Origin of the sequence: Listeria ivanovii subsp. ivanovii (assembly GCF_900187025.1) — a bacterium.
Lineage (GTDB): Bacteria > Bacillota > Bacilli > Lactobacillales > Listeriaceae > Listeria > Listeria ivanovii.
Genome location: NZ_LT906478.1, coordinates 555243 through 575506, shown reverse-complemented (window position 1 = coordinate 575506; position 20264 = coordinate 555243). Strand labels below are relative to the sequence as shown.

The window sequence follows — 20264 nt, the reverse complement described above, 5'->3', positions numbered from 1 at the left end:
CTCTACTTAGAATCGCAGCTTTTTTGCATTCATTATTTGCTAGTTTCCCCGTGCCAAGCTCCCATGCCACCCATGACATTCGTAACTTCAAAGCCTTCCGCAGCAAGAAACTGACTTGCTCGTTCTGACCGACCTCCAGCATAACAGATAATCGTATAAGCTTGCTCGCTGTCTAAGCCTTTAAATTTCTCTGGTAATTCATTTATTGGGATATTGATAGCATTTGGAATATGCCCTTCCGCAAAATCAGCGGCATCCCTTACATCTAATATATTTCTCGAATTGGCTTTCAATTCTTGTTCCAAGTCGTTTGCTGTGATAGATTGATACACTTTTTCCACCTCTTCCAATTATTCTTTCTTAACCATATCGTCTAATCCGTAATCAAACAAATTTTCTGCTCAAAAAAACAATGTGGCTGTTAAAACCACATTGTTTTTCATTGTCATTAAACTGCTTGTGCTCCAGTAAACTGACTATTGTAAAGATCTGCGTAAAAGCCTTTTGCATCTAATAAATCTTTATGTGTCCCTTGTTCAATGACGCTACCGTGATTCATTACTAGAATTAGGTCTGCATCACGAATCGTCGAAAGTCTGTGGGCAATAACAAAGCTAGTGCGTCCTTCCATTAAGTTACCCATTGCTAGTTGAATATTTAATTCTGTACGAGTATCTACACTAGAAGTCGCTTCATCTAGAATTAAGATAGAAGGATCAGACAAGATCGCCCGAGCAATCGTTAATAATTGCTTTTGACCTTGTGAAATATTGGAACCTTCTTCATTTAAAACGGTATCATAGCCATTTGGTAATCGACGAATGAAATCATCTGCATATGCCGCTTTTGCTGCTCCAATAACTTCTTCTTTCGTTGCTCCTTCACGACCGTATGCAATGTTGTCAGCAATTGTTCCGTTGAATAACCAAGTATCTTGTAGTACCATGCCGAATTTTTCGCGAACAGCATCCTTAGTCATATCTCGGGTATCAATACCTTTCATCCGGATAGAACCACCATCGACATCATAAAAACGCATCAACAGATTAATAATCGTTGTTTTACCAGCGCCAGTTGGGCCAACAATCGCGACCATTTGTCCTTCTTCCACATGAATATTTAAATCGGTCATCAGTGGTTTGTCAGGAGTATAACCAAATTTCACGTGATCGAAAACAATACTATTTTCTTCGCCAGCAACTTGGTTAATGTTTGCTGGGATTTCATCTTTTTCTTCTTCTTCATCCATCATTTCAAAAACACGTTCCGCAGAAGCAATAGTGGATTGAATGATGTTGGCAATATTTGCAACACTAGAGATAGGTTGCGTAAATAGCTGCACATATTGTGTAAATGATTGGATATCCCCTACTTGAAGCGTTCCATTAGTAACAAAAATACCACCAGCTACACAGACACCTACATAACCTAGGTTACCTACAAATTGCATTACTGGCATCATTATCCCAGAAATAAATTGTGCTTTTTTCGCTGCTTTAAAATAATCATCATTTACTTCATCAAATTTAACTAAAGTTTTCTTTTCTTGACCAAATGCTTTAATAATTGTTTGTCCACCGTATGTTTCTTCCACAGTATCATTTAAAATACCTAAATTACGTTGTTGCGCACCAAAGTAACGTTGTGATCTCCCAGCAATAATTGCTACTAGAATAATACTGATTGGTACGGTTACAAGTACAATCAAGGTCATCTGCCAGCTAATTGTTAGCATCATAATTAAGACACCGATCATTTGTACAATTGCTGTGATTGCTTGTGTTAGTGATTGTTGTAGTGTGTTTGCGATATTATCCATGTCATTAACAGAACGACTTAAAATATCCCCATTTGAACGTGTATCATAATATTTTAGAGGAAGTCGTGCCATTTTCGCTTTTAAATCTTTACGCATATCATAAACCGTACGTTGTGCTACGCTCGACATCACATATTGTTGAATAAAGCTGAATAAAGAACTTCCAAGATATAGTACTAAAACAATCATTAAGATGTTAAATATTTTGTCGTTGTCAATTCCTGCTGGACTCATTACACCTTTAAAAATTTCCGTTGTTGCTTTCCCGAGTTCTTTTGGGCTGAAAATATTAAATATCGTGGACAGGATTGCAAAGATAAATACGACTATTATTGCGACAGAACGAGGTTTCATGTAGCCAAGTAACCGGAATAATGTTTGTTTGAAATTTTTCGGTTTAGCATTTGTTTGCATTCTCATTCCACCGCCTGGACCTGGTGTTGCTGCACTCATGCGATTTCCTCCTCTGACAGCTGTGACCTCATGATTTCTTGATAAATCTGATTAGTTTCTTTTAATTCTTCATGTGTGCCAATTCCAGCAACTTTACCTTCATTTAACACAATGATTTGGTCAGAATTCACCACGGAGGTAATTCGTTGTGCAACGATAAGTGTGACAGCTTCGGTTGTTTCTTTCTTAAGTGCTTCCCGAAGTTTAGCGTCTGTTTTGAAATCAAGTGCCGAAAAACTATCGTCAAAAATATAAATTTCTGGTTTTCTAATTAAAGAGCGTGCAATTGAAAGCCGTTGTTTCTGTCCTCCTGAGAAGTTATTACCACCTTGTTCTACGCGACTATCAAGTCCATTTGACTGTTTAGAGACAAAATTTTCCGCTTGAGCAGTTCGAAGTGCTTCCCAAATTTCTTCATCTGTTGCATCTTCTTTTCCATAGCGCATGTTGGAAGCTATTGTCCCGGTGAATAACACCGCTTTTTGTGGCACAAGTCCAATTTTTTGGCGCAAACTAGATTGATCCATTTCACGTACATCGATTCCATTTATTTTTACAACACCACTTTCGACATCATAAAAACGCGGAATCATATTGATCAAAGTAGATTTACCAGCGCCGGTACTTCCGATAATAGCCACTGTTTCGCCTGCTTTTGCTTCAAAGCTAATGTTTTCAATCACAGGTTTTTCAGCACCTTCATAACGGAAAGTCACATTTTCAAAAGAAAGTTTTGCTGGAGGTGTACTTGTTTTTGGATTAGCAGGGTTAAGTATTTCTGCTTCCATGTCTAGTACTTCATTAATACGTTCTGCTGAAGCACCAGCACGTGGAATCATGATAAATACCGCCGAAAGCATCATGAAGGACATCATAATTTGCATCGCGTATTGAATAAACGCCATTAAGTCTCCTACTTGCATATCGCCATTTCCAATAAAAATAGAACCAATCCAAACAATGGCGATAGATGTTAGATTCATTAGTAACATCATAAGTGGACTCATGAGTGAAAGTAGTCGGTTAACTTTGATTGCAGTTGTTGCATAATCCGCATTTGCTTCTTCAAACTTTTCTAGCTCGTCTTCGTTACGGTTGAATGCCCGTACGACGCGAATCCCGGTTAAGCCTTCACGGATAACCCGGTTTAATTTATCCATCTTCTTTTGGAGTGATTTAAACATTGGCATTGCTTTACTACCAAGGACTACTACTAAAATAAGTAACAATGGAAGAACGACTACAAATATTAGAGATAATTTTGCGTCTCGTCCTACAGCCATAATAATCCCGCCGAGTAACATAATCGGTGCCATCACCATTAGTCGCATCATCATATAAAGTACGTTTTGGATTTGAACAACATCATTGGTTGTTCTTGTAATTAGTGAAGAAGTTCCTACTTTATCAAATTCTTGTAAAGAGAAGTCCTCTACTTTGGTAAAAATTTTATCTCGCAAATCTTTCCCAAATCCCATGGAAATTTTTGATGCAAGATAAACAACTATAACAGACAAAATTACAGAAGCGAAAGATATCAGTAACATCTGCATACCAGTTTTCCAAATATAGTCGGTATCTCCTGTCACAACGCCTTTGTCAATAATGTTGGACATGAGCGTCGGTAAATAAAGTTGACCAATAACTTGTCCGAAAGTAAGAACTAATACGACTGTAATACTCAGCCAATAAGGTTTTAATCTTTTCATTAATTTCATCATTTGTGGTTTATGCCTCCTTATTTTCGGATTTTGCGTTTAAGTATTCTGTGAGTTTCTCTAAGAGGGTAATTAACTTCTTCATGTCTTCTTCTCCCAAAAATTCTTGCATATCTTCAAAACTAGTCTGAAACTCATCCAGCATTTTTTTAGATACATCTGCGCCAAGTTCTGTGAGTTCTACATACATCGAACGCTTGTCATCTGGGTTTTTCACACGCTTGATGAGCCCTTTTCCTTCGAGCGATTGTATCATTTGGGTTACGCTCGGTTTCGAAATTCGCAGCATATGACCAAGATCGGAAACACGGATTTTAGGTCCTTGACTTTTAAGACCACGTGATAAAATAAAAATAAATCTTGTCTCAGATTTACTATATCCTGGGATTTGAAAACTCTTTATTTCGGCATGTTTAAAATTCATAAAAGCCTTGATAACCGAGTGCCCCAAGTCTTGATTTTTGGAAGACATTTCTCCACTTCTTTCTACCATTTGATTAGTTTACCTAACTAATTATATGAGTTATTCTTTTTTTGTCAAGCAATATCTTGAGCGCATTTTGAAATTAATCTATACTTTTAACTTTAATTGTCTTATAATGGCTTTAATTGTGTATAAACCAGAAGGGAGGGGAAAATGTGAGTTCCGTACAAAAGGTTGCAAGTCTGAGTTTATTTACGCTTGCTTGGCCAATTTTCTTAGAGCAATTTTTGCGTCTGATGATTAGCTATATTGATGTCTTTATGCTAGGTCATTATTCCGATGATGCCGTTGCGGCGACAGGGGTTGCCAATCAAATTCTGGTTATTTCCATCATTATTTATGGCTTTATCAGTGTTGGGGTCCAAATCATCGTGTCGCAAATGATTGGTGCAAAAAAACATAAAGAAATCGAAAATGTCATTACAAATGGCTTAGTAGTCGCTTTCTTAATCGGAATTGTGATGAGTGTTATTTTCATTTTTATGTCGAAAAGCTTTCTTACTTGGATGGGCATTGCTCCTCATTTAGTCGAGGTTGGCGCGCCATTTCTTGAAATTATTGGCGGAAGTTCGGTTGTTATTGCGATTCATGCTTCCATCTTGCCAATTCTTCGAGCACATGGTTATGTCAGGCAGTCCATTTTAGTCCCTGTAACCATCAGTATTATCAATGTGGTTGGTAACTATTTATTCCTATATGGTCCACTTGTCTACTTAGATTACGGTGTAGCAGGTGTTGGTATTTCTACAGCTGTCGCTAACTTTATCGGAATGGTACTTGCCATTTTTATGCTACGAAAATACATTGGTTATACTTTTCATTTCAAAAAATTGGAACATGTATCGAAAAAACTTCTTTACTCGATTTTACGACTTGGACTTCCATCTGCTGGTGAAAACTTATCTTATGCAGGCTCTCAGCTTGTTGTTACAGCAATTATTGCCATTCTTGGGACGGAAGCACTAACAACTAAAGTCTATGCCTCTACTGTTAGTCAATTCGTCGCTCTATTTGCAATCGCACTCGGTCAAGCCTCACAAATAATTATCGGGCGTGCTGTCGGGGCAAAAGAAATTGATAAAGCATATAGACAAGGCCTTCGCAGTTGGAAAATCGGCTTAGTCGTCGCTATCATCGTCAGTTTCTCGATTTATCTTTTCGCTGAACCAATTATGCGACTCTTTACAACAAACACAGAAATCATCACAATGACAAAAGAATTATTCTTACTCTCCATTTTCCTTGAACTTGGTCGTGCAACTAATATCATTATTATTAGCAGTCTTAATTCTACGGGTGATGTCCGTTTTCCATTCATCTGTGGTCTGATTGTGATGTGGATTGTTAGTTTGCCGTTCTCTTATGTACTTGGAATTTCAGCAGGCCTTGGACTTGTAGGTGTTTGGCTGGCTTACATTATCGATGAAGGAGTTCGTGCTGTCTTAATGTACAAAAGGTGGCGAAGTAAAGTTTGGTCGTTAAAATCTATCATATAAAGAAACGTCTCTTTGATTTTTTCGAAGGGACGTTTTTTCTTATATGACAAAACTGTCATCTTCCTTTTGATATCGTCACCTAATTCGCTGGTTCCTTTTCTCTTTCCCCGCTATACTAAATATATAAACAAATGAAAGGATAGATATGACATGTTAGATAAAAAAATAATTAGCGCATTAAGTTATTTTAGTCTTTTTTTCGGTCCGATTATTACTCCATGCCTTATTTGTCTTACTAATAGAGATAAAGAAACAAAGCATCATGCCAAATGGGCGTTATTAACACAAGCAACTTTTGTTATTGGAATGAGTGTTGCAATTCTCCTTTATTATTACGTTCCCTTTAGTACCAATAGTGCGGACACTGTTCATTTCTTATCGTTAGCTACCGTATTTTTTATCGTTGTTCTTAATGTCACAATTCTACTTTTCAATTTGATTCGAGGCATTGCTTGCATCGTAAAACGTTCAGAGGATAACTGGGCTAGATGTTAATTGAACTTCCTATTTTATGCTATAATATAGTGTACTTTAGGAGGTTTTTTTATGCGCTTTATTTTAGCTTATTTATCCATTTTTGTTTTAGGTATTTTTTCTGCGCTTTTAATTGAAACAATTCTTTATGAAAATGTGACACTGCAACTTATTTTCTCCGCAATTCTTTTTGCGGCACCGGTTATTTTAGTCGCTTCTACACTCGGAGAAATTTTTTATGGTTTTAGTAAAAAAGCGAACTATTTAACTTTTAGTCTCTGGGGATTTGCTTATGGAGTTGTTGTGACGGTTATAATTTTAAGTATCATTCAGGTTTCCGGTATGATTACTTCTGTTGGCATATCGATCCTTGGTGGAATTATTATGGCAATCTTAGCAATCATTTTCTTTTTCTTGCGAGGCGGAAATCGTGCTAGTGGAAAAGCTGCTACAAAATAAAAAAATGTCTATCCTAATTGATTTTTCAACTAGAATAGACATTTTTTTATTCTTCTTCAAAAGCATGATGATTTAAGTTCATTCGAATCGTTTCTAATGGATAGCCATAAAAATTTTCAGTGAATTCTTCCACTTTGACAAAACCTTTCGCCACGTAAAAATGAATAGCTGTTTCATTGCCTTTTTCCACGTTAACAAACATCGGAAGTGGGAAGTGGTACATGAAATAAAGTCATGCCTTCTTCTAAAAGTTCGGTGCCAAGCCCTCGCTGCGTCACTTCTGGTAATAAATAAAATGCTGCCAGCTCACTTTTCCCTTTTTCAAGTTCAATAAAATTCGCGAATCCAATCACTTTATTTGCTTGTTCTAAAACAGCAAAAGGAGTCGCTGAAATACGATTATGAAGTGTTTCCACATTATAATATTTTTCTAAAAAGCCGTCTTGTACATCATTTGGAATTAACTCTTGGTAGGTGTGGTGCCACGATGTAATCGCTACGTGTTGAATGGCTTCCGCGTCTAAATTAGTTGCTTTTCTAATCTGAAAGTCCATTATCCATTCTCCTTCCAATTACGCAAATTGATAAAACAGTTTAACTGACTTTACCCTTTTTCTACAAAAAAATGCGCTAAAGGAATAATTAGCGCACAAAATTTATTATTTTTCGATGGTAATGTCGCCCGAACTTGAATCTACCGTTACTCGATTTTCGGTGTTTGTATAGCTTGTTGGCTTTTTAATTGATCCAGAATTTGTATTTACTTCATAGATTGCTTTGTAGTCTGTCGGTAATTGTATGTCAATTTCTCCTGAGTCTGTAAATACTTTGACATCTTTCGCCGGTTTGACAAATGAGACATCTACATCTCCGGAGTTAGTTTTCACATTAAGGTTATTCGTTATGCGTTCTAACTCAACGGAACCAGAACTTGACTCCACATCCAGTTTTCCTTTTGTATCAAGGGTAGAAATATCGCCTGAACTTGAAGTTAGTGTGCCTAATTTAGCGATGTTACTATTTGTAAGTTCGATTTCACCTGATTCTACAGCAATTTTGATATTGTTCGCTTTGACGCCTGAAGCTGTTACATCTCCTGAATTCCCGTTCACTTCTAGATTTCCAGTTAAGTTAGTAATAGCTGTTTCCCCAGAGCTAGTTTCAAGTGAGGTGTCTGCTTTAATATCTGCAAGTTCGATATCTCCTGAAGTAGATGAAGCTTCCACACTGTCTGCTTCTATTTTATTTACTTTTAACTCACCAGAGCTTGCTGTGCTAACAAAACTATTCACTTTGAAATTAGATACAGTCATATCTCCGGAGTTAGATTTTAATTGTAAGTTTTCTAGTTTCGTGTCTTCTGTTAAATAGACGGTTAATTTTTGTTGCCCATATACATATATTTTCCCGAAGTTAAACCAAACATTCTCTTCTGGTACGGTTAAATCAAAAGAAGTACCATCCGTTGATGCAGCTTTTGATTTTTCAATTTCTTCTTTGTCATGCTTAGAATAATTACCGCTAAGTTCTACATAATTTTTTCCAGATGTACTTTTTTTCCACTCGATTAATGTATCACGACTAGAAGAAAAAGTAATCTTACTAATATCAGAATCCGCTAAATCCCAAGTTTTCGTAAGCGGTTCTCCTTTTTCAATCATTTCTCCAGACTTCATTGTAAATCCAACACCAATTGCTCCAATAATAAATAATACTAAGCCAGCGAAAAATAATTTGCTTCTCCAGTGATGTTTAGGCATTTTCTCCGCCTCCTTTTACTGCATATTTATGCCACTCAATGATTCCAATTGTTGCTTTTTTCGTGAATTGGAAAAGTAAACTTGCTACAAATAGTAACATTAATCCGAGTCCTACTAAGCTTACAGAAACAAACATTTGATACATTTCAAATTCCATCCCAAAGATAAGCCCTACTCCAAGAAGTATTGGGGAAATTAGAAATGAGCCAACAGTCGCCCAAAGTGAAATTGAAACAGCCCAGAGTGATACGAGTATTGGGATAATTAAACAAACATCTAAGAAAAACAACCCTACACCAATTAATATTTGCATTCCTGTTGATCTATTACCACGGTGACTTTTTCTTGGCACATAATAGTAATCATTATCCACTTGTTCCATTTTAATATCGCGCTCATTCAAAATATCTGCAGCAATTTCTTCTGGTGTACCGAGGTCAAAAACGATTTGTTCCTCACTCTTCCCTTCTGCTAATCCATTTCTAAAATGTTCTTGATAGTCTGAAAGCAGCTCTCTTCGTTCTTTTGGATCTAGCAATTCCAGACGTTGATTTAATTCATTTAAAAAATCTTGTTTATTCATTTTCTGCTCCCCCCCTCAGTTAAAAGCTTTGCAACACTATCTGTAAAATTATTCCATTCTGAGATAAGCTCATTTAAGTAAATCTCACCTTTTACGCTTAGTTGGTAATATTTTCTTGATGGTCCTTCATTGGACTCCACTAAGTAAGTAGAACAATATTCTTCTTTGACTAGCCTTCTAAGTACAGGATAAATAGCACCTTCTGCTACCTCAATATATTTGGAAACTTGATTAGCTAACTCATAGCCATAGCAATCTTTCTTTTGAATTAAAAATAAACAACAAAGTTCCAATACACCTTTTTTGAATTGTGGGTTAACCTCCATGCTAACTCCTCCATTCTGCAGTATTTTCTACTAGTAATAAAAAATCACTACTAAATATTATTCAGTACTGCTACAGTTTATCATACACTAGTATTCAATGCAAGGTACTGGTCAAAAAAAATAGTATTGTTTTTTCACTCGATAAATGTTAACCTATTTTAGTACTAAGTTTACATTAAGGAGAGGTTTATTTATGCGTGATCAGAAATTGAAATTTTTAGTGGTAGATGCACTCTTTGCAGTCATTATTGCAATACTTGCTCAAGTAGCCATTCCACTTGGTCCAATTCCACTTACTGGACAGACTTTTGCGGTTGGTTTAGCAGCAACTATTCTTGGAGCTAGACATGGTACGATTTCCGTTTTAGTTTATATTGTTCTTGGTGCTGTTGGTATTCCTGTATTTCAAGGTATGACAGCAGGAATTGGTATTATCTTTGGACCAACTGGCGGATTTATTATTGGCTTTATTTTTAACGCCCTTCTTACGGGTTGGCTTCTGCAAAAAACTAAATTCACTGTTCCTTTTGCAATTGTTGCCAATATTTTAGGAGCGATAGTTACACTTATATTTGGTGTATTATGGCTTAAAATCAGCGCAGGTCTTGATTGGCCAACTGCCTTTTTAACTGGTATGGTACCTTTTATTATTCCAGGTATTATTAAAGCTGTTTTTGCTGCTGTTCTAGGTATCCTGATTCGCGACCGTTTACTAAAAGCAAAGCTACTTAAAGCTTCGTAAGCCCATTAATACACATTTTAACTTTTCTCCTATATAATGATAATGATTCACACTGAAAAAGGGGACTCGGTTTATGTCATTATTAAACGAGGAAAATAGTTTTTACAACGCAGATTTACTTAATTTGTTAAAAGATTCCAATGAAGCAGTTCTTCCATATAAAAGAATTCGCTTCAGACGCAACCAAAAGATTTTAACAGAAGGAGAAGAAGCTACCCACTTCTACATAATTGAAGACGGGGTTGTCTCCATGAGTAAAAACACATGTAAAGAAGATAGCATTATTAGCTTCCTAGGAAAAAATGATTCTATCGGACCACTTACAATGCTTGGTGGCGCTAAATCACCTGTTAACTATACAACAATTAGTGAAGTTAGCGTGTATCAATTTGAGCGTAAGTATGTGCTCAGTAAGTTTTTAAGCTCCCCAGATGTTTTTTGGCAAATGAACGCATTAATGCAAAGTATGGTTCAACCAATTTTAGAACGAGAAGCATATGTTAATTTACCCTCTAATGAAAAAGTTTTAGCAGGATTAATTGCTTGTGGTGAACGTTTTGGTAGGATTGAATCAGACGGCTCATGCCTTATTCCATACTATTTTACTCAAAAAATATTAGGTAATTATTTGAATTTAGCGCGCGCTTATGTGGCGACAAATTTACGTAAATTAGAGGAAGAAGGAATTCTTGCTTTATCACCTAAGCCTTGGCGGATAAACGATTTTGAAATTCATAAACAAAAATTAGCTAATACATATAAGTCATATCTTTAAAGGCTGACTAAAAAGGCTATATTTCATAAATATAAGCCTTTTTTGTGTTGTCACATTTTTGTAACATGTCAGATAAATTAGTTATTTATCCCTTTCTTAACATCTGAAATCATAGTACACTAGACTCGTACTACAAAATTAAAGAGAGAAATGGGGAAATTGAATGAAGAAATTAACAAAAGGATTAACTGCAACTTTAGCATTCGGACTTGTTTTATCTATGAGCACATCCACTCTTGCTACTGAAACAACAGACCAAGAATCCACAGTTGAAACGGCCATACCCGCTTCAGAAGTAACAGAAAAAACAGCAGAACCAGCAAAAAAATCTTTAAAAGCTACTGCAAATGCGGTAGTTGCAAAAAAAGGAGTTTCATTTGAAATTGGAAACATACCAGTAGCGAGTGACTTTGTAACAATCAATGATAATACAAATAACCCTACTTTCGCTTTTAAAAATGGACAACCAGCAACAGGAGTAGCTGGAAATTATTCAACTGTGATTAATGTGACATTTGATGATGCGACGTCCGCAGAAATTACTGCTAATTTCACGGTAAACGCAGCAGCCACTCCACTTGCCAAGTTAAAATCGTCCTCCCCAATAATTGCTCAAGATTCTAAACCAACACCGAGTCAATTTGTGACACCAGCAACAGGCGTAAAACTTAGCTTTAAATCAAGTGCACCATCTACAAAAACGGTTGGTACCTTTACAACAACTATACTAGCAACAAAGGATGGGAAGACAGAGGAATTAGTCGCATCATTTTACATAGCTGATCAGACACTTCCTGTAGTATCACCAATTAATGAAGATGAAGTTATTGAAAAAGGAGCTATCTTAACTCCTGCTTTCTTTGTAACTGCTACTGATAACTCGGGTAAGGTTACGTTGTCTTTCAAGCCAGGACATGAAGCAACTACTTCTACTATAGGAGAGCATGAAGCTATCATTATTGTAAAAGACGCTGCTGGTAATACCCGAGAAGTAAATGTTGCTTATTTTGTAGGAAACAACATTGCAACCCTTAAAACACCAGTATTAAATGCTCAAACCAGTACTGCTACAACTATCTATGGCACTACTTCTCCTAATGTAATGGTAGAACTACTAGATATAAACGAGGAAACCATTGCAATAACTGAATCTGATGCAAAAGGAAATTTTACCTTTAATTTAAAAACACCCGTCGAACAAAATGAGGAATTTATCCTAGTTGCCTATGATTATAATGGTAATTACAGCGACGAGGCCATTTATACTTATGTTGGAGAAAGTATAAAAATTGCCGCACAACCAAAATCATCCACTAAAGTAAAACCCAACATTAATGTCAAAAAAGCAAATACAAAAAGTTTCCTACCAAAAACTGGTGATGAGAACTCCCTTCCATTAATTGCTATAGGACTTCTTTTAGCAGGTGGAGCAACTATTACACTACGTAAAAAACAAGCATAAAAAAGCCGCTATCTAGTTTTACTAGATAGCGGCTTTTTCATTTGTCTTAATTCATTTTTCCAATAAAGAAGAATGTTGCGATTGCGCTGATACCTTGAACAATGAAGAAGATACCAACGATAAGTACGATACCAATTGCGGAAACAACTGGATTGAAAAGTGCGATAAACCCAACAATAATACCGATGATCCCGATTGTTAAAATCCAGCCCCATCCTTGTACATTGTTTTGTTTGGCAGTAAACGCACCAATTGTACGCATAATACCAGCAAATAGTACCCACATACCAAATAGTAATACGAGTGTTGCTGTACCTGCAAAATCATTAAATAATAGCAAGAAACCTAATAAGATAGATAAAATACCATCAGCTAATACCCAGCCAGAAACTTTCTGCATTTTCTTGTCTGAGAAATAAGATACTGTGTGAAAGATACCAGAAATTAGTAGCAAGAAACCAAACATTAATGTTGAGGTTAATAAAGAAATCCCCGGATGGAATAAGAACCAAATTCCTAGTACGATCATTGCAATCCCTGCTAATAAAACAAGAATACGTGTGAATGTTTTCATTTTTCATTTCAACTCCCTTAATTTGTTCTAATTGAACCCCATTTAATGAAATATAATTAGACTTAACTATAATAGCCTAAAACAGCACTTTTTAAACCCCTTTCTTGCTAAAAAAAGCTTCATTCGTAGAGAAGACACGAAATTTACACAAAATAACCGAGTTTTAGTTTACTTAGGGCATATATTTGACAATTCATTTCATTCAGAGTAACATGAACTTAATTTAATAGTTTTTTCTTATCACGAAAGGTGGAGGGACTGGCCCTTTGAAGCCTTAGCAACCGGAATATATATTCACGGTGCTAATTCCAGCAGTATTTTCTGAAAGATAAGTCGGAAATCCAAGTTTAGGAATCTCATCCTCTCTGGCGGCTTATATACTGCTAGGGAGGTTTTTTGATGGAATCTACTGATAAATACATTTTGATGGGGAGTGAATTTTATGAGTAATGAGTATAAATTTGAGACAATTCAAGTACACGGGGGGCATACGCCAGATGTGGACACGCATTCAAGAGCTGTTCCTATCTATCAAACGACCTCGTACACATTTGATAGTCCAGAACATGCGGCGGCATTATTCGGTTTACAGGAAACGGGAAATATTTATACAAGAATTATGAACCCAACGACAGCTGTTTTAGAGGAACGATTAACTTTACTTGAAGGTGGAATTGGCGCAGTTGCTACCGCTTCTGGGATGGCTGCAATTACTTATTCGATTTTAAATATTGCTGGTTCTGGAGATCACATTGTCGCAGCAGCAACACTATATGGCGGTACCCATACCCTTTTCTCTCACACATTCAAAACTTTCGGAATTGATGTTACTTTTGTAGACCCAAATGAGCCAGAAAATTTTGGAAAAGCAATAAAGGCAAACACGAAAGCAGTCTTTGTTGAAACAATCGGAAATCCAGATATTAATATTATTGATATCAAAAAAGTTGCTGATATTGCGCATGCTTCAGATATACCGCTTATTATTGATAATACTTTCGCGACCGCATATTTAAATCGTCCCTTTGATTTTGGGGCAGATATCGTTGTCTATTCGGCTACTAAATTTATCGGTGGTCACGGGGTTGCGATTGGTGGGGCCGTTATTGATTCCGGGAAGTTCAACTGGGCGAATGGCAAGTTTCCCAAGTTAGTTGTTCCAGATGATAGTTATAATGGCTTATCATATACGAATGATGTTGGGGCAGCAGCTTACATTACGAAGCTTCGTGTTTCCCTTCTTCGCGACACAGGGGCAGCTCTTTCTCCATTCAATGCCTTTTTACTTATTCTTGGTTTAGAGACCCTTTCACTTCGTCTAGAACAACACGTAAAAAATGCCAAATTGGTCGCAAATTTCTTAAATGATCATCCAAAAGTCGCTTGGGTTAACTATCCTGGATTAGAAGAAAATAAATATTTTGATTTAGCGCAAAAATATTTACCAAAAGGCCCTGGTTCTATTTTCACTTTTGGAGTTAAAGGTGGTTATGAAGCTGGGAAGAAAGTAATCGAGTCCGTTGATTTATTCTCTCACTTAGCGAATGTTGGGGATGCAAAATCACTGATTATCCATCCAACTTCTACTACACACCAACAATTAAGTGAAGAGCAACAACATACAGCTGGCGTAAAACCAGAATCCATTCGTTTATCAATTGGAATCGAGAATGCGGATGACATTATCCAAGACTTAACGCAAGCACTCAAGCAAATTTAGGGGGAAGTGACGAGAAGTGAGCTTACAACAAAAAGAACTATTTCAAAAAAGTCCTCTTCTACTTGAAAATGGAGAAACATTAAGTCCCGTTTTGGTTGGTTATGAAACCTATGGAACATTATCAGCATCACGGGATAATTGTATTTTGCTAGAGCATGCACTTACTGGAACAGCACATGCGGCTAAACACTTTGAAGATGATGCACCTGGTTGGTGGGATGATTATATTGGACCAGGGAAAACGATTGATACAAATAAATATTACTTGGTTTGTACGAATGTTTTTGGAGGTTGTAGTGGCACAACAGGCCCCTCTTCCATTAATCCAAAAACGGATGAACCATTTAGACTTCAATTTCCCGGCTTTTCGATGAAAGATATTATTAAGGTGCAGCGTGAGCTTTTGGAACAATTGGGTGTCGCACGTGTTGTTTCTGTTATTGGCGGTTCGATGGGTGGTATGCAAGCAACTCAGTGGGCGATTGATTATGAGGATATTACTGATAGCATTGTCAATATCGCTTCTCCTCTTGCTGCAGGTCCTGATGCAATTGGCTATAACCTAATTATGCGGATGGCAATATTAAATGATCCTGATTTTAATGGTGGCAATTATATTGGTCAACCTGAGGGCGGACTAGCGACTGCAAGAATGGTCGGCATGATGACTTACCGGACGAGTGAGCTATTTTCCAAGCGATTCGAACGGTTTACAGTTGCCGAGAGTTCTCCAGCTGCATTTTCCAAAGAACATTTCCAAATTGAATCTTATTTGCAATACCAAGGAGATACTTTTGTAGAGCGGTTTGATGCGAATAGTTATTTGTTTTTAACGAAAGCAATTGACTTATTTGATGTTACTTCCCCTGCCGAAGATGACTTACCAGCTTTTTCAAAAATTAAAATACCGTACTTACTAATTGGTATCACAACCGATCAACTTTTTCGGATTCATGATTTACGCCAGGGCTATGAACTTTTAAAGCAGTGGAGCGTTCCTGTCACCTATCACGAAGTCGCTTCTGAATACGGTCATGACGCCTTTTTAGTAGAAAAAGAGGTCCCAAAATTCGAACCATTAATTCGAACATTTTTAAATAATTTACCAGTGAAAAACGCCTAAAAAAAGATAGCCCAGAAATTTCTGAGCTATCTTTTTTATTAATCTTTATAAATGGATTTCGTTCGGTTAAGCCAAGCATATCCTAAACCGATAACGAGGCCTCCTCCTACAAAATTCCCTAATAGCGCGAGTACTAAATTGACAGAAACATTTCCGGCTGTCATTGCAGCAAGTGTTCCGCCTGATGCGAAAAACGCTAAGGAGAATGAAGAGAAATTGGCGATAACGTGTTCAAATCCTAAGAAAGCAAAGATGAAAATAATGAAAATCATCGCAATAACTTTTCCAGCATCATCTTTCATCCGTAATGTACAAAGCACGGCCGTATTTACAACAATGTTGGCAAAAATACCTTCGATAAAAATTTCGAGTGGTGCTTTTTCAAGCTTGCCAGTAACTGCAGTAAATAAGAAGTGATCTGCTGGTAAATTTTGGAATGCAGACGTTAAGGATACTAAATACCCAGCCAAGATTCCACCAAGTAAGTTACAAATAATACATAAGAATAAAATTTGCAACGCTTTTCCTGGTTTGATAATTTTTTGATACACACCTGTTGTCATATACATCATATTAGACGTTCCAAGTTCGGCGTTCATATAAATAATCATTACGAGCGACCAACTGAACATAAAGGCATAGACAATTTTACCAAGTCCTGGTGCGAAATGATCGACTTTATCACCAATCATGACAGCAACAGCGGTTCCAAGTGTTAAAAATAAACATGCTAGCATCGCGCGCACAATATAACGAAAAATACTATTATTTACTAAATCAATTTTTTTGCGCGTACTATAATCAATTTTCTGCATTAATGGACTACTTTCTACATCCAAGTTACTTCAACTCCAAATAAAGAATTATTCTTGTGAAAATCACAACTTGTTCATTGTAGCATGTTTTTAATTTTATGAAAATAGCTTTCAGAAAATAAAAACAAGTAAAGCGTTACCATCTGAAGAAAAATTTTATCTGGACAAATTTTAATGATTATTTTGTTTTTATTTCCCGATTTACAGCTTTTTAAAACAAAAAAAGAGAATAGATTGCTCTATCCTCTTTGGAGTAACTTATTTACTAAACCAATGTTTCTTAGCAGAATCTTTTGCTTTTCCTTCTGTAGCTTGAGCTTCTTTAATTTCTTGTGCTACGATAGCTTCGTCCATACGTTGAACGCGACCGTGTAACTCATCAATAGCTACATCATTTACGTTTCCTAATTCTTGTTCTGTCGCAATTAAGATAACGCCTGTGGAACCTTCTGGGATAGTTTTCAAGGTTCTTTCAAAGATGGTTAAAGCATTTTTCACTTCGCCTGCATCTTTTGTAGTACCAACGATTGCACCAATCATCCAACCGATTAAAATACCAAATGGACCACCTAGAATACCGATTAACATCCCGATAAGGCTGTCTTTCAAGTTTTTGTCGGCACCAGTAAAGTCAAGAAAATCTTGTGCTTCAAGTTTATTCCCAGGTTCATGTTTAACTACTGCCATTTGGTAGCCAATGATTTTACGTTCCTGGTGTAATCTTTTCATTTCAGAAAATGCTTGATAAGAAATACTTTCCTCATCAAAGTTCATAATTAACACTGTCTTTTCTTTTTTCATTTGTTGTACCCCTCTCGTATCATAAGTATTGTATAGGTACGTTTTATAATACCTATTGTTATTCTACTCGTTTTATATGGTAAATAGCAATTAATAGCACTAGTAAGATTTACGAGCCCATCACCGCTTTTTACTAAAGCCCCTTCTTACCAATGATTGGAAAAAATTTCGAAGTTTTTTTGGCATATTTCTTAAAATCTTCTCGGTCTTGATATTTTTTCTCAAGCAAAGGAACTCCGGAAACAAATAATAGCAATAAGGTAATCAGCACTGGGCTAATAAGTAACCAACTATCTGTTATTTCTGTGAAAGCGACTAAAAACACACCCCACCAACTGAGTGATTCTCCAAAGTAATTCGGATGTCTTGTCAGTGACCAGAATCCAGTTGTTAGTAATTTTCCTTTATTGGTTGGATTCTTTTTAAAGTTTTCTAATTGAAGATCTCCTCCTACTTCAAAAATAAAACCAATCATCCATAAAATGATTCCGACCATTTGCCACCACTGAAAAGTTGTTGTTTCGTTTGCAAAGGTATGTGTGATTGGTAAAGCAATAATAAATAGTAATACTCCTTGTAAAACAAAGACATTTAAAAAAGCTTTTACATTAACCCAACTGGTTCCCCAGCGTTTTCGCATATTTACATACCGATAGTCTTCAGATTTATTCCAATTTCTACAAGCTAAGTGCCAAAATAAGCGTACTCCCCATAAAGTGACTAATATAAGTATCGTGATGTTTTGAGTAGTCATACTAAAAGTTGCCAAAAATCCGGTCCATGCTACGACAACAAAACCTCCACCCCAAGCAATATCCACTAATGAATATTTTTGCTTTATTTTTGAAATAATAAACCAGATAACAAAATAAACTAGTAATGTTCCAGCTACAAGCCAATATATCATAGTGCCCCCTCCTTTTTAATACCAGCAACTGCTACGCTTCCAATTCCCGCGCTAATCGCGATTGCCGCTGAACTATCTACTACATAACTCATTTGTCCTATTTTCTTCTTTAGCTGCGTGCTCCAATCGTGAGCAATTTCAGCAGAACAAACATGTGCAACAGCCAAATCTAATAATGGATTTTCCTGATGGATTTTGCTGACTTTTTTTATGATTTTTTTCATACTTTGCTTTTGGCTAAACGATACACCAATTAGTTTTCCAGAACCAACTTCATCAAGGCTAACGATTGGATATAGCGACATTTTTTGCGCCAGTTTTCCTAAAAAGCGAGGAATTCTCCCGGATTCTACCATTGGTGATAAATCTGCGACTGCCACATAGATAAAACTACGGCTAGCTACTTGTTCCATTTTCCTCATAACTGATGCAAATGAACTTCCTGTTTCGACGAGTTCCACTGCTTGCTTCACTAAAAGTCCCTCGGCAACCGAGTTTAATCGTGAATCAATTACTTGTATCCAATCGGATGATAGCTTCTTGTCTTTTATCCGCTGCTTGATTAATTGATAAGTCCCACTTAATTGGGCGGAAACCGTGATGACTAATACATGTTCATACTTGTTTTCTAAAAAGGACAGTAAAGCATCTACTGAATGGATGGTTGGTTGTGCCGTGCTCATTTTAGTTTTTTGTGCTAGCTTTTCTTTTATCATTACTGGGCCTGCTGTCAACTTGTCTAAAAAGTTTTCGTCTTCCGTCAAAATATTCATTGGTAGTACATGTATTTGGTGTGTTAACAAAAATTCTTCGGGTAAATCGGCAATAGAATCGGTCACAATAGCTATTTTTGCTCGAGGTTTTTTAGTTACATGATATTGAAGACTCATATCATCTACTTTTTGGTAGGTCATTGTGCCATACTTTGCTAGTATAGTTAATACTTCTTTAGGTTCATTGGTATGGATGTGGAGTTTTATTTGCGCTTCATTACAAGCGATGACTAAAGAATCTCCTTTAATAGCTAGAGCAGTTTGGATGGTTTGTTTTGTAACCGTGGGATCTTTGATAATAAATTCTGAACAGTATCTGTATCGCGGTTCGGTAGTTTCCAAATGTTCGATTATTATTTGATCGCTTTCTACCACTTCGGTCATTACTGCTACTTTTTCACAATAAGCATTCGTTAGCCCAACAATAAAATAGTAAAAACCTTTTGCTCCCGAATCTACTAACTGATTTTTCTTTAAAATAGGCATTTGAAACTGCGTATGAGCCAAAGCTTTTTCTGCGACTGCTTGTGCGTTTAACAGGGAATAATGCAGGGACTGCTCTTTTGTATAATTTTCTGCAAGTGCTTCTGACCAAGCGCTCATCACTGACAAAATTGTTCCTTCTTTTGGATCAAGCAATGCTTCGTACGCCTTATTTACAGCCTTTTGAAAAGCTTGCACTAATTCTTCCACAGTTGATTCTAGGTGATGATAGCTTTCGGCAACGGCATTTAAATATTGTGCAAATATCATTCCTGAATTTCCTCGAGCTCCAATTAGTGCAGCCGAAGCAACTTCATCTAGTAGTTCTTTTGTCGAATATTCTTTGTGCGCCACATTATCAATAATCGCTTGCATTAATGAAGCTAAATTACTACCAGTATCACCATCTGCTACAGGAAAAACATTAATCCGATTTAGTTCATCTTTTTTGCTTATTACCTCTCTAGCTCCGTTTAACATCCCTTGTAATAAACGTTTATTTCCTACTTCCGTCATT

20 protein-coding genes, 1 pseudogene and 1 riboswitch are annotated in these 20264 nt (G+C 36.5%); of the genes and pseudogenes, 8 read left to right on the top strand and 13 right to left on the bottom strand.

Annotated elements, in window-relative coordinates; genetic code table 11:
- Window positions 1-32: 32 nt before the first annotated feature.
- The 4 genes from CKV67_RS02760 to CKV67_RS02745 form a co-directional block, all read right to left on the bottom strand.
- Window positions 33-332, bottom strand: a complete 300-nt coding sequence (locus CKV67_RS02760) for a rhodanese-like domain-containing protein (protein ID WP_014092052.1) — start codon at window positions 330-332, stop codon at window positions 33-35.
- Window positions 333-448: 116 nt separating this feature from the next.
- Complete coding sequence (locus CKV67_RS02755) at window positions 449-2272, bottom strand: ABC transporter ATP-binding protein (RefSeq protein WP_014092051.1); 1824 nt, start codon at window positions 2270-2272, stop codon at window positions 449-451.
- Window positions 2269-3993: an ABC transporter ATP-binding protein gene (locus CKV67_RS02750; protein ID WP_025279776.1), complete on the bottom strand. Its 1725-nt coding sequence runs from the start codon at window positions 3991-3993 to the stop codon at window positions 2269-2271. Before CKV67_RS02750 ends, CKV67_RS02755 begins: the two co-directional genes overlap by 4 nt.
- A gap of 7 nt (window positions 3994-4000) precedes the next feature.
- On the bottom strand, window positions 4001-4462 hold the full coding sequence (locus tag CKV67_RS02745) for a MarR family winged helix-turn-helix transcriptional regulator (protein WP_014092049.1): 462 nt from the start codon (window positions 4460-4462) through the stop codon (window positions 4001-4003).
- Window positions 4463-4629: 167 nt separating this feature from the next.
- On the opposite strand from CKV67_RS02745, the gene CKV67_RS02740 reads away from it, so the two are divergent.
- From CKV67_RS02740 to CKV67_RS02730, 3 genes are all read left to right on the top strand, one after another.
- Window positions 4630-5970 (top strand): MATE family efflux transporter, encoded by a 1341-nt coding sequence (locus CKV67_RS02740; protein ID WP_014092048.1) that lies wholly within the window; start codon window positions 4630-4632, stop codon window positions 5968-5970.
- 150 nt (window positions 5971-6120) lie between these two features.
- Window positions 6121-6465 (top strand): magnetosome magnetite crystal formation protein family, encoded by a 345-nt coding sequence (locus CKV67_RS02735; RefSeq protein ID WP_014092047.1) that lies wholly within the window; start codon window positions 6121-6123, stop codon window positions 6463-6465.
- 51 nt (window positions 6466-6516) lie between these two features.
- Window positions 6517-6903, top strand: a complete 387-nt coding sequence (locus CKV67_RS02730; RefSeq protein WP_014092046.1) for a hypothetical protein — start codon at window positions 6517-6519, stop codon at window positions 6901-6903.
- Between the two features lie 46 nt (window positions 6904-6949).
- Here the strand turns inward: CKV67_RS02730 and CKV67_RS02725 are convergent.
- From CKV67_RS02725 to CKV67_RS02710, 4 genes and pseudogenes are all read right to left on the bottom strand, one after another.
- Window positions 6950-7457: pseudogene (locus CKV67_RS02725) on the bottom strand (N-acetyltransferase family protein).
- 105 nt (window positions 7458-7562) lie between these two features.
- A complete protein-coding gene (locus CKV67_RS02720) occupies window positions 7563-8663 on the bottom strand; it encodes a DUF4097 family beta strand repeat-containing protein (protein WP_014092045.1) in 1101 nt (366 codons plus the stop codon).
- Complete coding sequence (locus CKV67_RS02715) at window positions 8656-9246, bottom strand: HAAS signaling domain-containing protein (RefSeq protein WP_014092044.1); 591 nt, start codon at window positions 9244-9246, stop codon at window positions 8656-8658. The genes CKV67_RS02720 and CKV67_RS02715 overlap by 8 nt, the downstream gene beginning before the upstream one ends.
- Complete coding sequence (locus CKV67_RS02710) at window positions 9243-9572, bottom strand: PadR family transcriptional regulator (RefSeq protein ID WP_014092043.1); 330 nt, start codon at window positions 9570-9572, stop codon at window positions 9243-9245. Before CKV67_RS02710 ends, CKV67_RS02715 begins: the two co-directional genes overlap by 4 nt.
- 193 nt (window positions 9573-9765) lie before the next feature.
- On the opposite strand from CKV67_RS02710, the gene CKV67_RS02705 reads away from it, so the two are divergent.
- The 3 genes from CKV67_RS02705 to CKV67_RS02695 all read left to right on the top strand — a co-directional run bounded on the left by CKV67_RS02705 (window position 9766) and on the right by CKV67_RS02695 (window position 12551).
- Entirely contained in the window at window positions 9766-10314 is a 549-nt protein-coding gene (locus CKV67_RS02705; RefSeq protein WP_014092042.1) for a biotin transporter BioY, read from the top strand.
- Window positions 10315-10387: 73 nt separating this feature from the next.
- Window positions 10388-11089 carry a Crp/Fnr family transcriptional regulator gene (locus CKV67_RS02700; RefSeq protein WP_014092041.1) on the top strand — a complete coding sequence of 234 codons (702 nt, stop codon included), beginning with the start codon at window positions 10388-10390 and terminating at the stop codon, window positions 11087-11089.
- Window positions 11090-11252: 163 nt separating this feature from the next.
- Window positions 11253-12551: an LPXTG cell wall anchor domain-containing protein gene (locus tag CKV67_RS02695; RefSeq protein ID WP_014092040.1), complete on the top strand. Its 1299-nt coding sequence runs from the start codon at window positions 11253-11255 to the stop codon at window positions 12549-12551.
- A 46-nt stretch (window positions 12552-12597) separates the two neighbouring features.
- On the opposite strand, the gene CKV67_RS02690 is transcribed toward CKV67_RS02695, so the two are convergent.
- Window positions 12598-13125, bottom strand: a complete 528-nt coding sequence (locus tag CKV67_RS02690; protein ID WP_014092039.1) for an HdeD family acid-resistance protein — start codon at window positions 13123-13125, stop codon at window positions 12598-12600.
- 234 nt (window positions 13126-13359) lie between these two features.
- Window positions 13360-13460, top strand: a riboswitch (SAM riboswitch).
- Between the two features lie 107 nt (window positions 13461-13567).
- Between CKV67_RS02690 and CKV67_RS02685 the strand changes: the two genes are divergently transcribed.
- Both CKV67_RS02685 and metX read left to right on the top strand, forming a co-directional pair.
- Window positions 13568-14845 (top strand): O-acetylhomoserine aminocarboxypropyltransferase/cysteine synthase family protein, encoded by a 1278-nt coding sequence (locus CKV67_RS02685; protein WP_025279775.1) that lies wholly within the window; start codon window positions 13568-13570, stop codon window positions 14843-14845.
- A 16-nt stretch (window positions 14846-14861) separates the two neighbouring features.
- A complete protein-coding gene (metX, locus tag CKV67_RS02680) occupies window positions 14862-15968 on the top strand; it encodes a homoserine O-acetyltransferase MetX (RefSeq protein ID WP_014092037.1) in 1107 nt (368 codons plus the stop codon).
- Between the two features lie 38 nt (window positions 15969-16006).
- Here metX and CKV67_RS02675 read toward each other — a convergent pair whose 3' ends face one another.
- From CKV67_RS02675 to CKV67_RS02660, 4 genes are all read right to left on the bottom strand, one after another.
- Window positions 16007-16807 carry a formate/nitrite transporter family protein gene (locus CKV67_RS02675; RefSeq protein ID WP_014092036.1) on the bottom strand — a complete coding sequence of 267 codons (801 nt, stop codon included), beginning with the start codon at window positions 16805-16807 and terminating at the stop codon, window positions 16007-16009.
- Window positions 16808-17041: 234 nt separating this feature from the next.
- Window positions 17042-17584 carry a DUF4564 domain-containing protein gene (locus CKV67_RS02670; protein WP_014092035.1) on the bottom strand — a complete coding sequence of 181 codons (543 nt, stop codon included), beginning with the start codon at window positions 17582-17584 and terminating at the stop codon, window positions 17042-17044.
- A 133-nt stretch (window positions 17585-17717) separates the two neighbouring features.
- Window positions 17718-18488 (bottom strand): DUF1295 domain-containing protein, encoded by a 771-nt coding sequence (locus tag CKV67_RS02665; protein WP_095075150.1) that lies wholly within the window; start codon window positions 18486-18488, stop codon window positions 17718-17720.
- Window positions 18488-20263: a DAK2 domain-containing protein gene (locus CKV67_RS02660; protein ID WP_014092033.1), complete on the bottom strand. Its 1776-nt coding sequence runs from the start codon at window positions 20261-20263 to the stop codon at window positions 18488-18490. The genes CKV67_RS02665 and CKV67_RS02660 overlap by 1 nt, the downstream gene beginning before the upstream one ends.
- Between the last annotated feature and the right edge of the window lies 1 nt (window position 20264).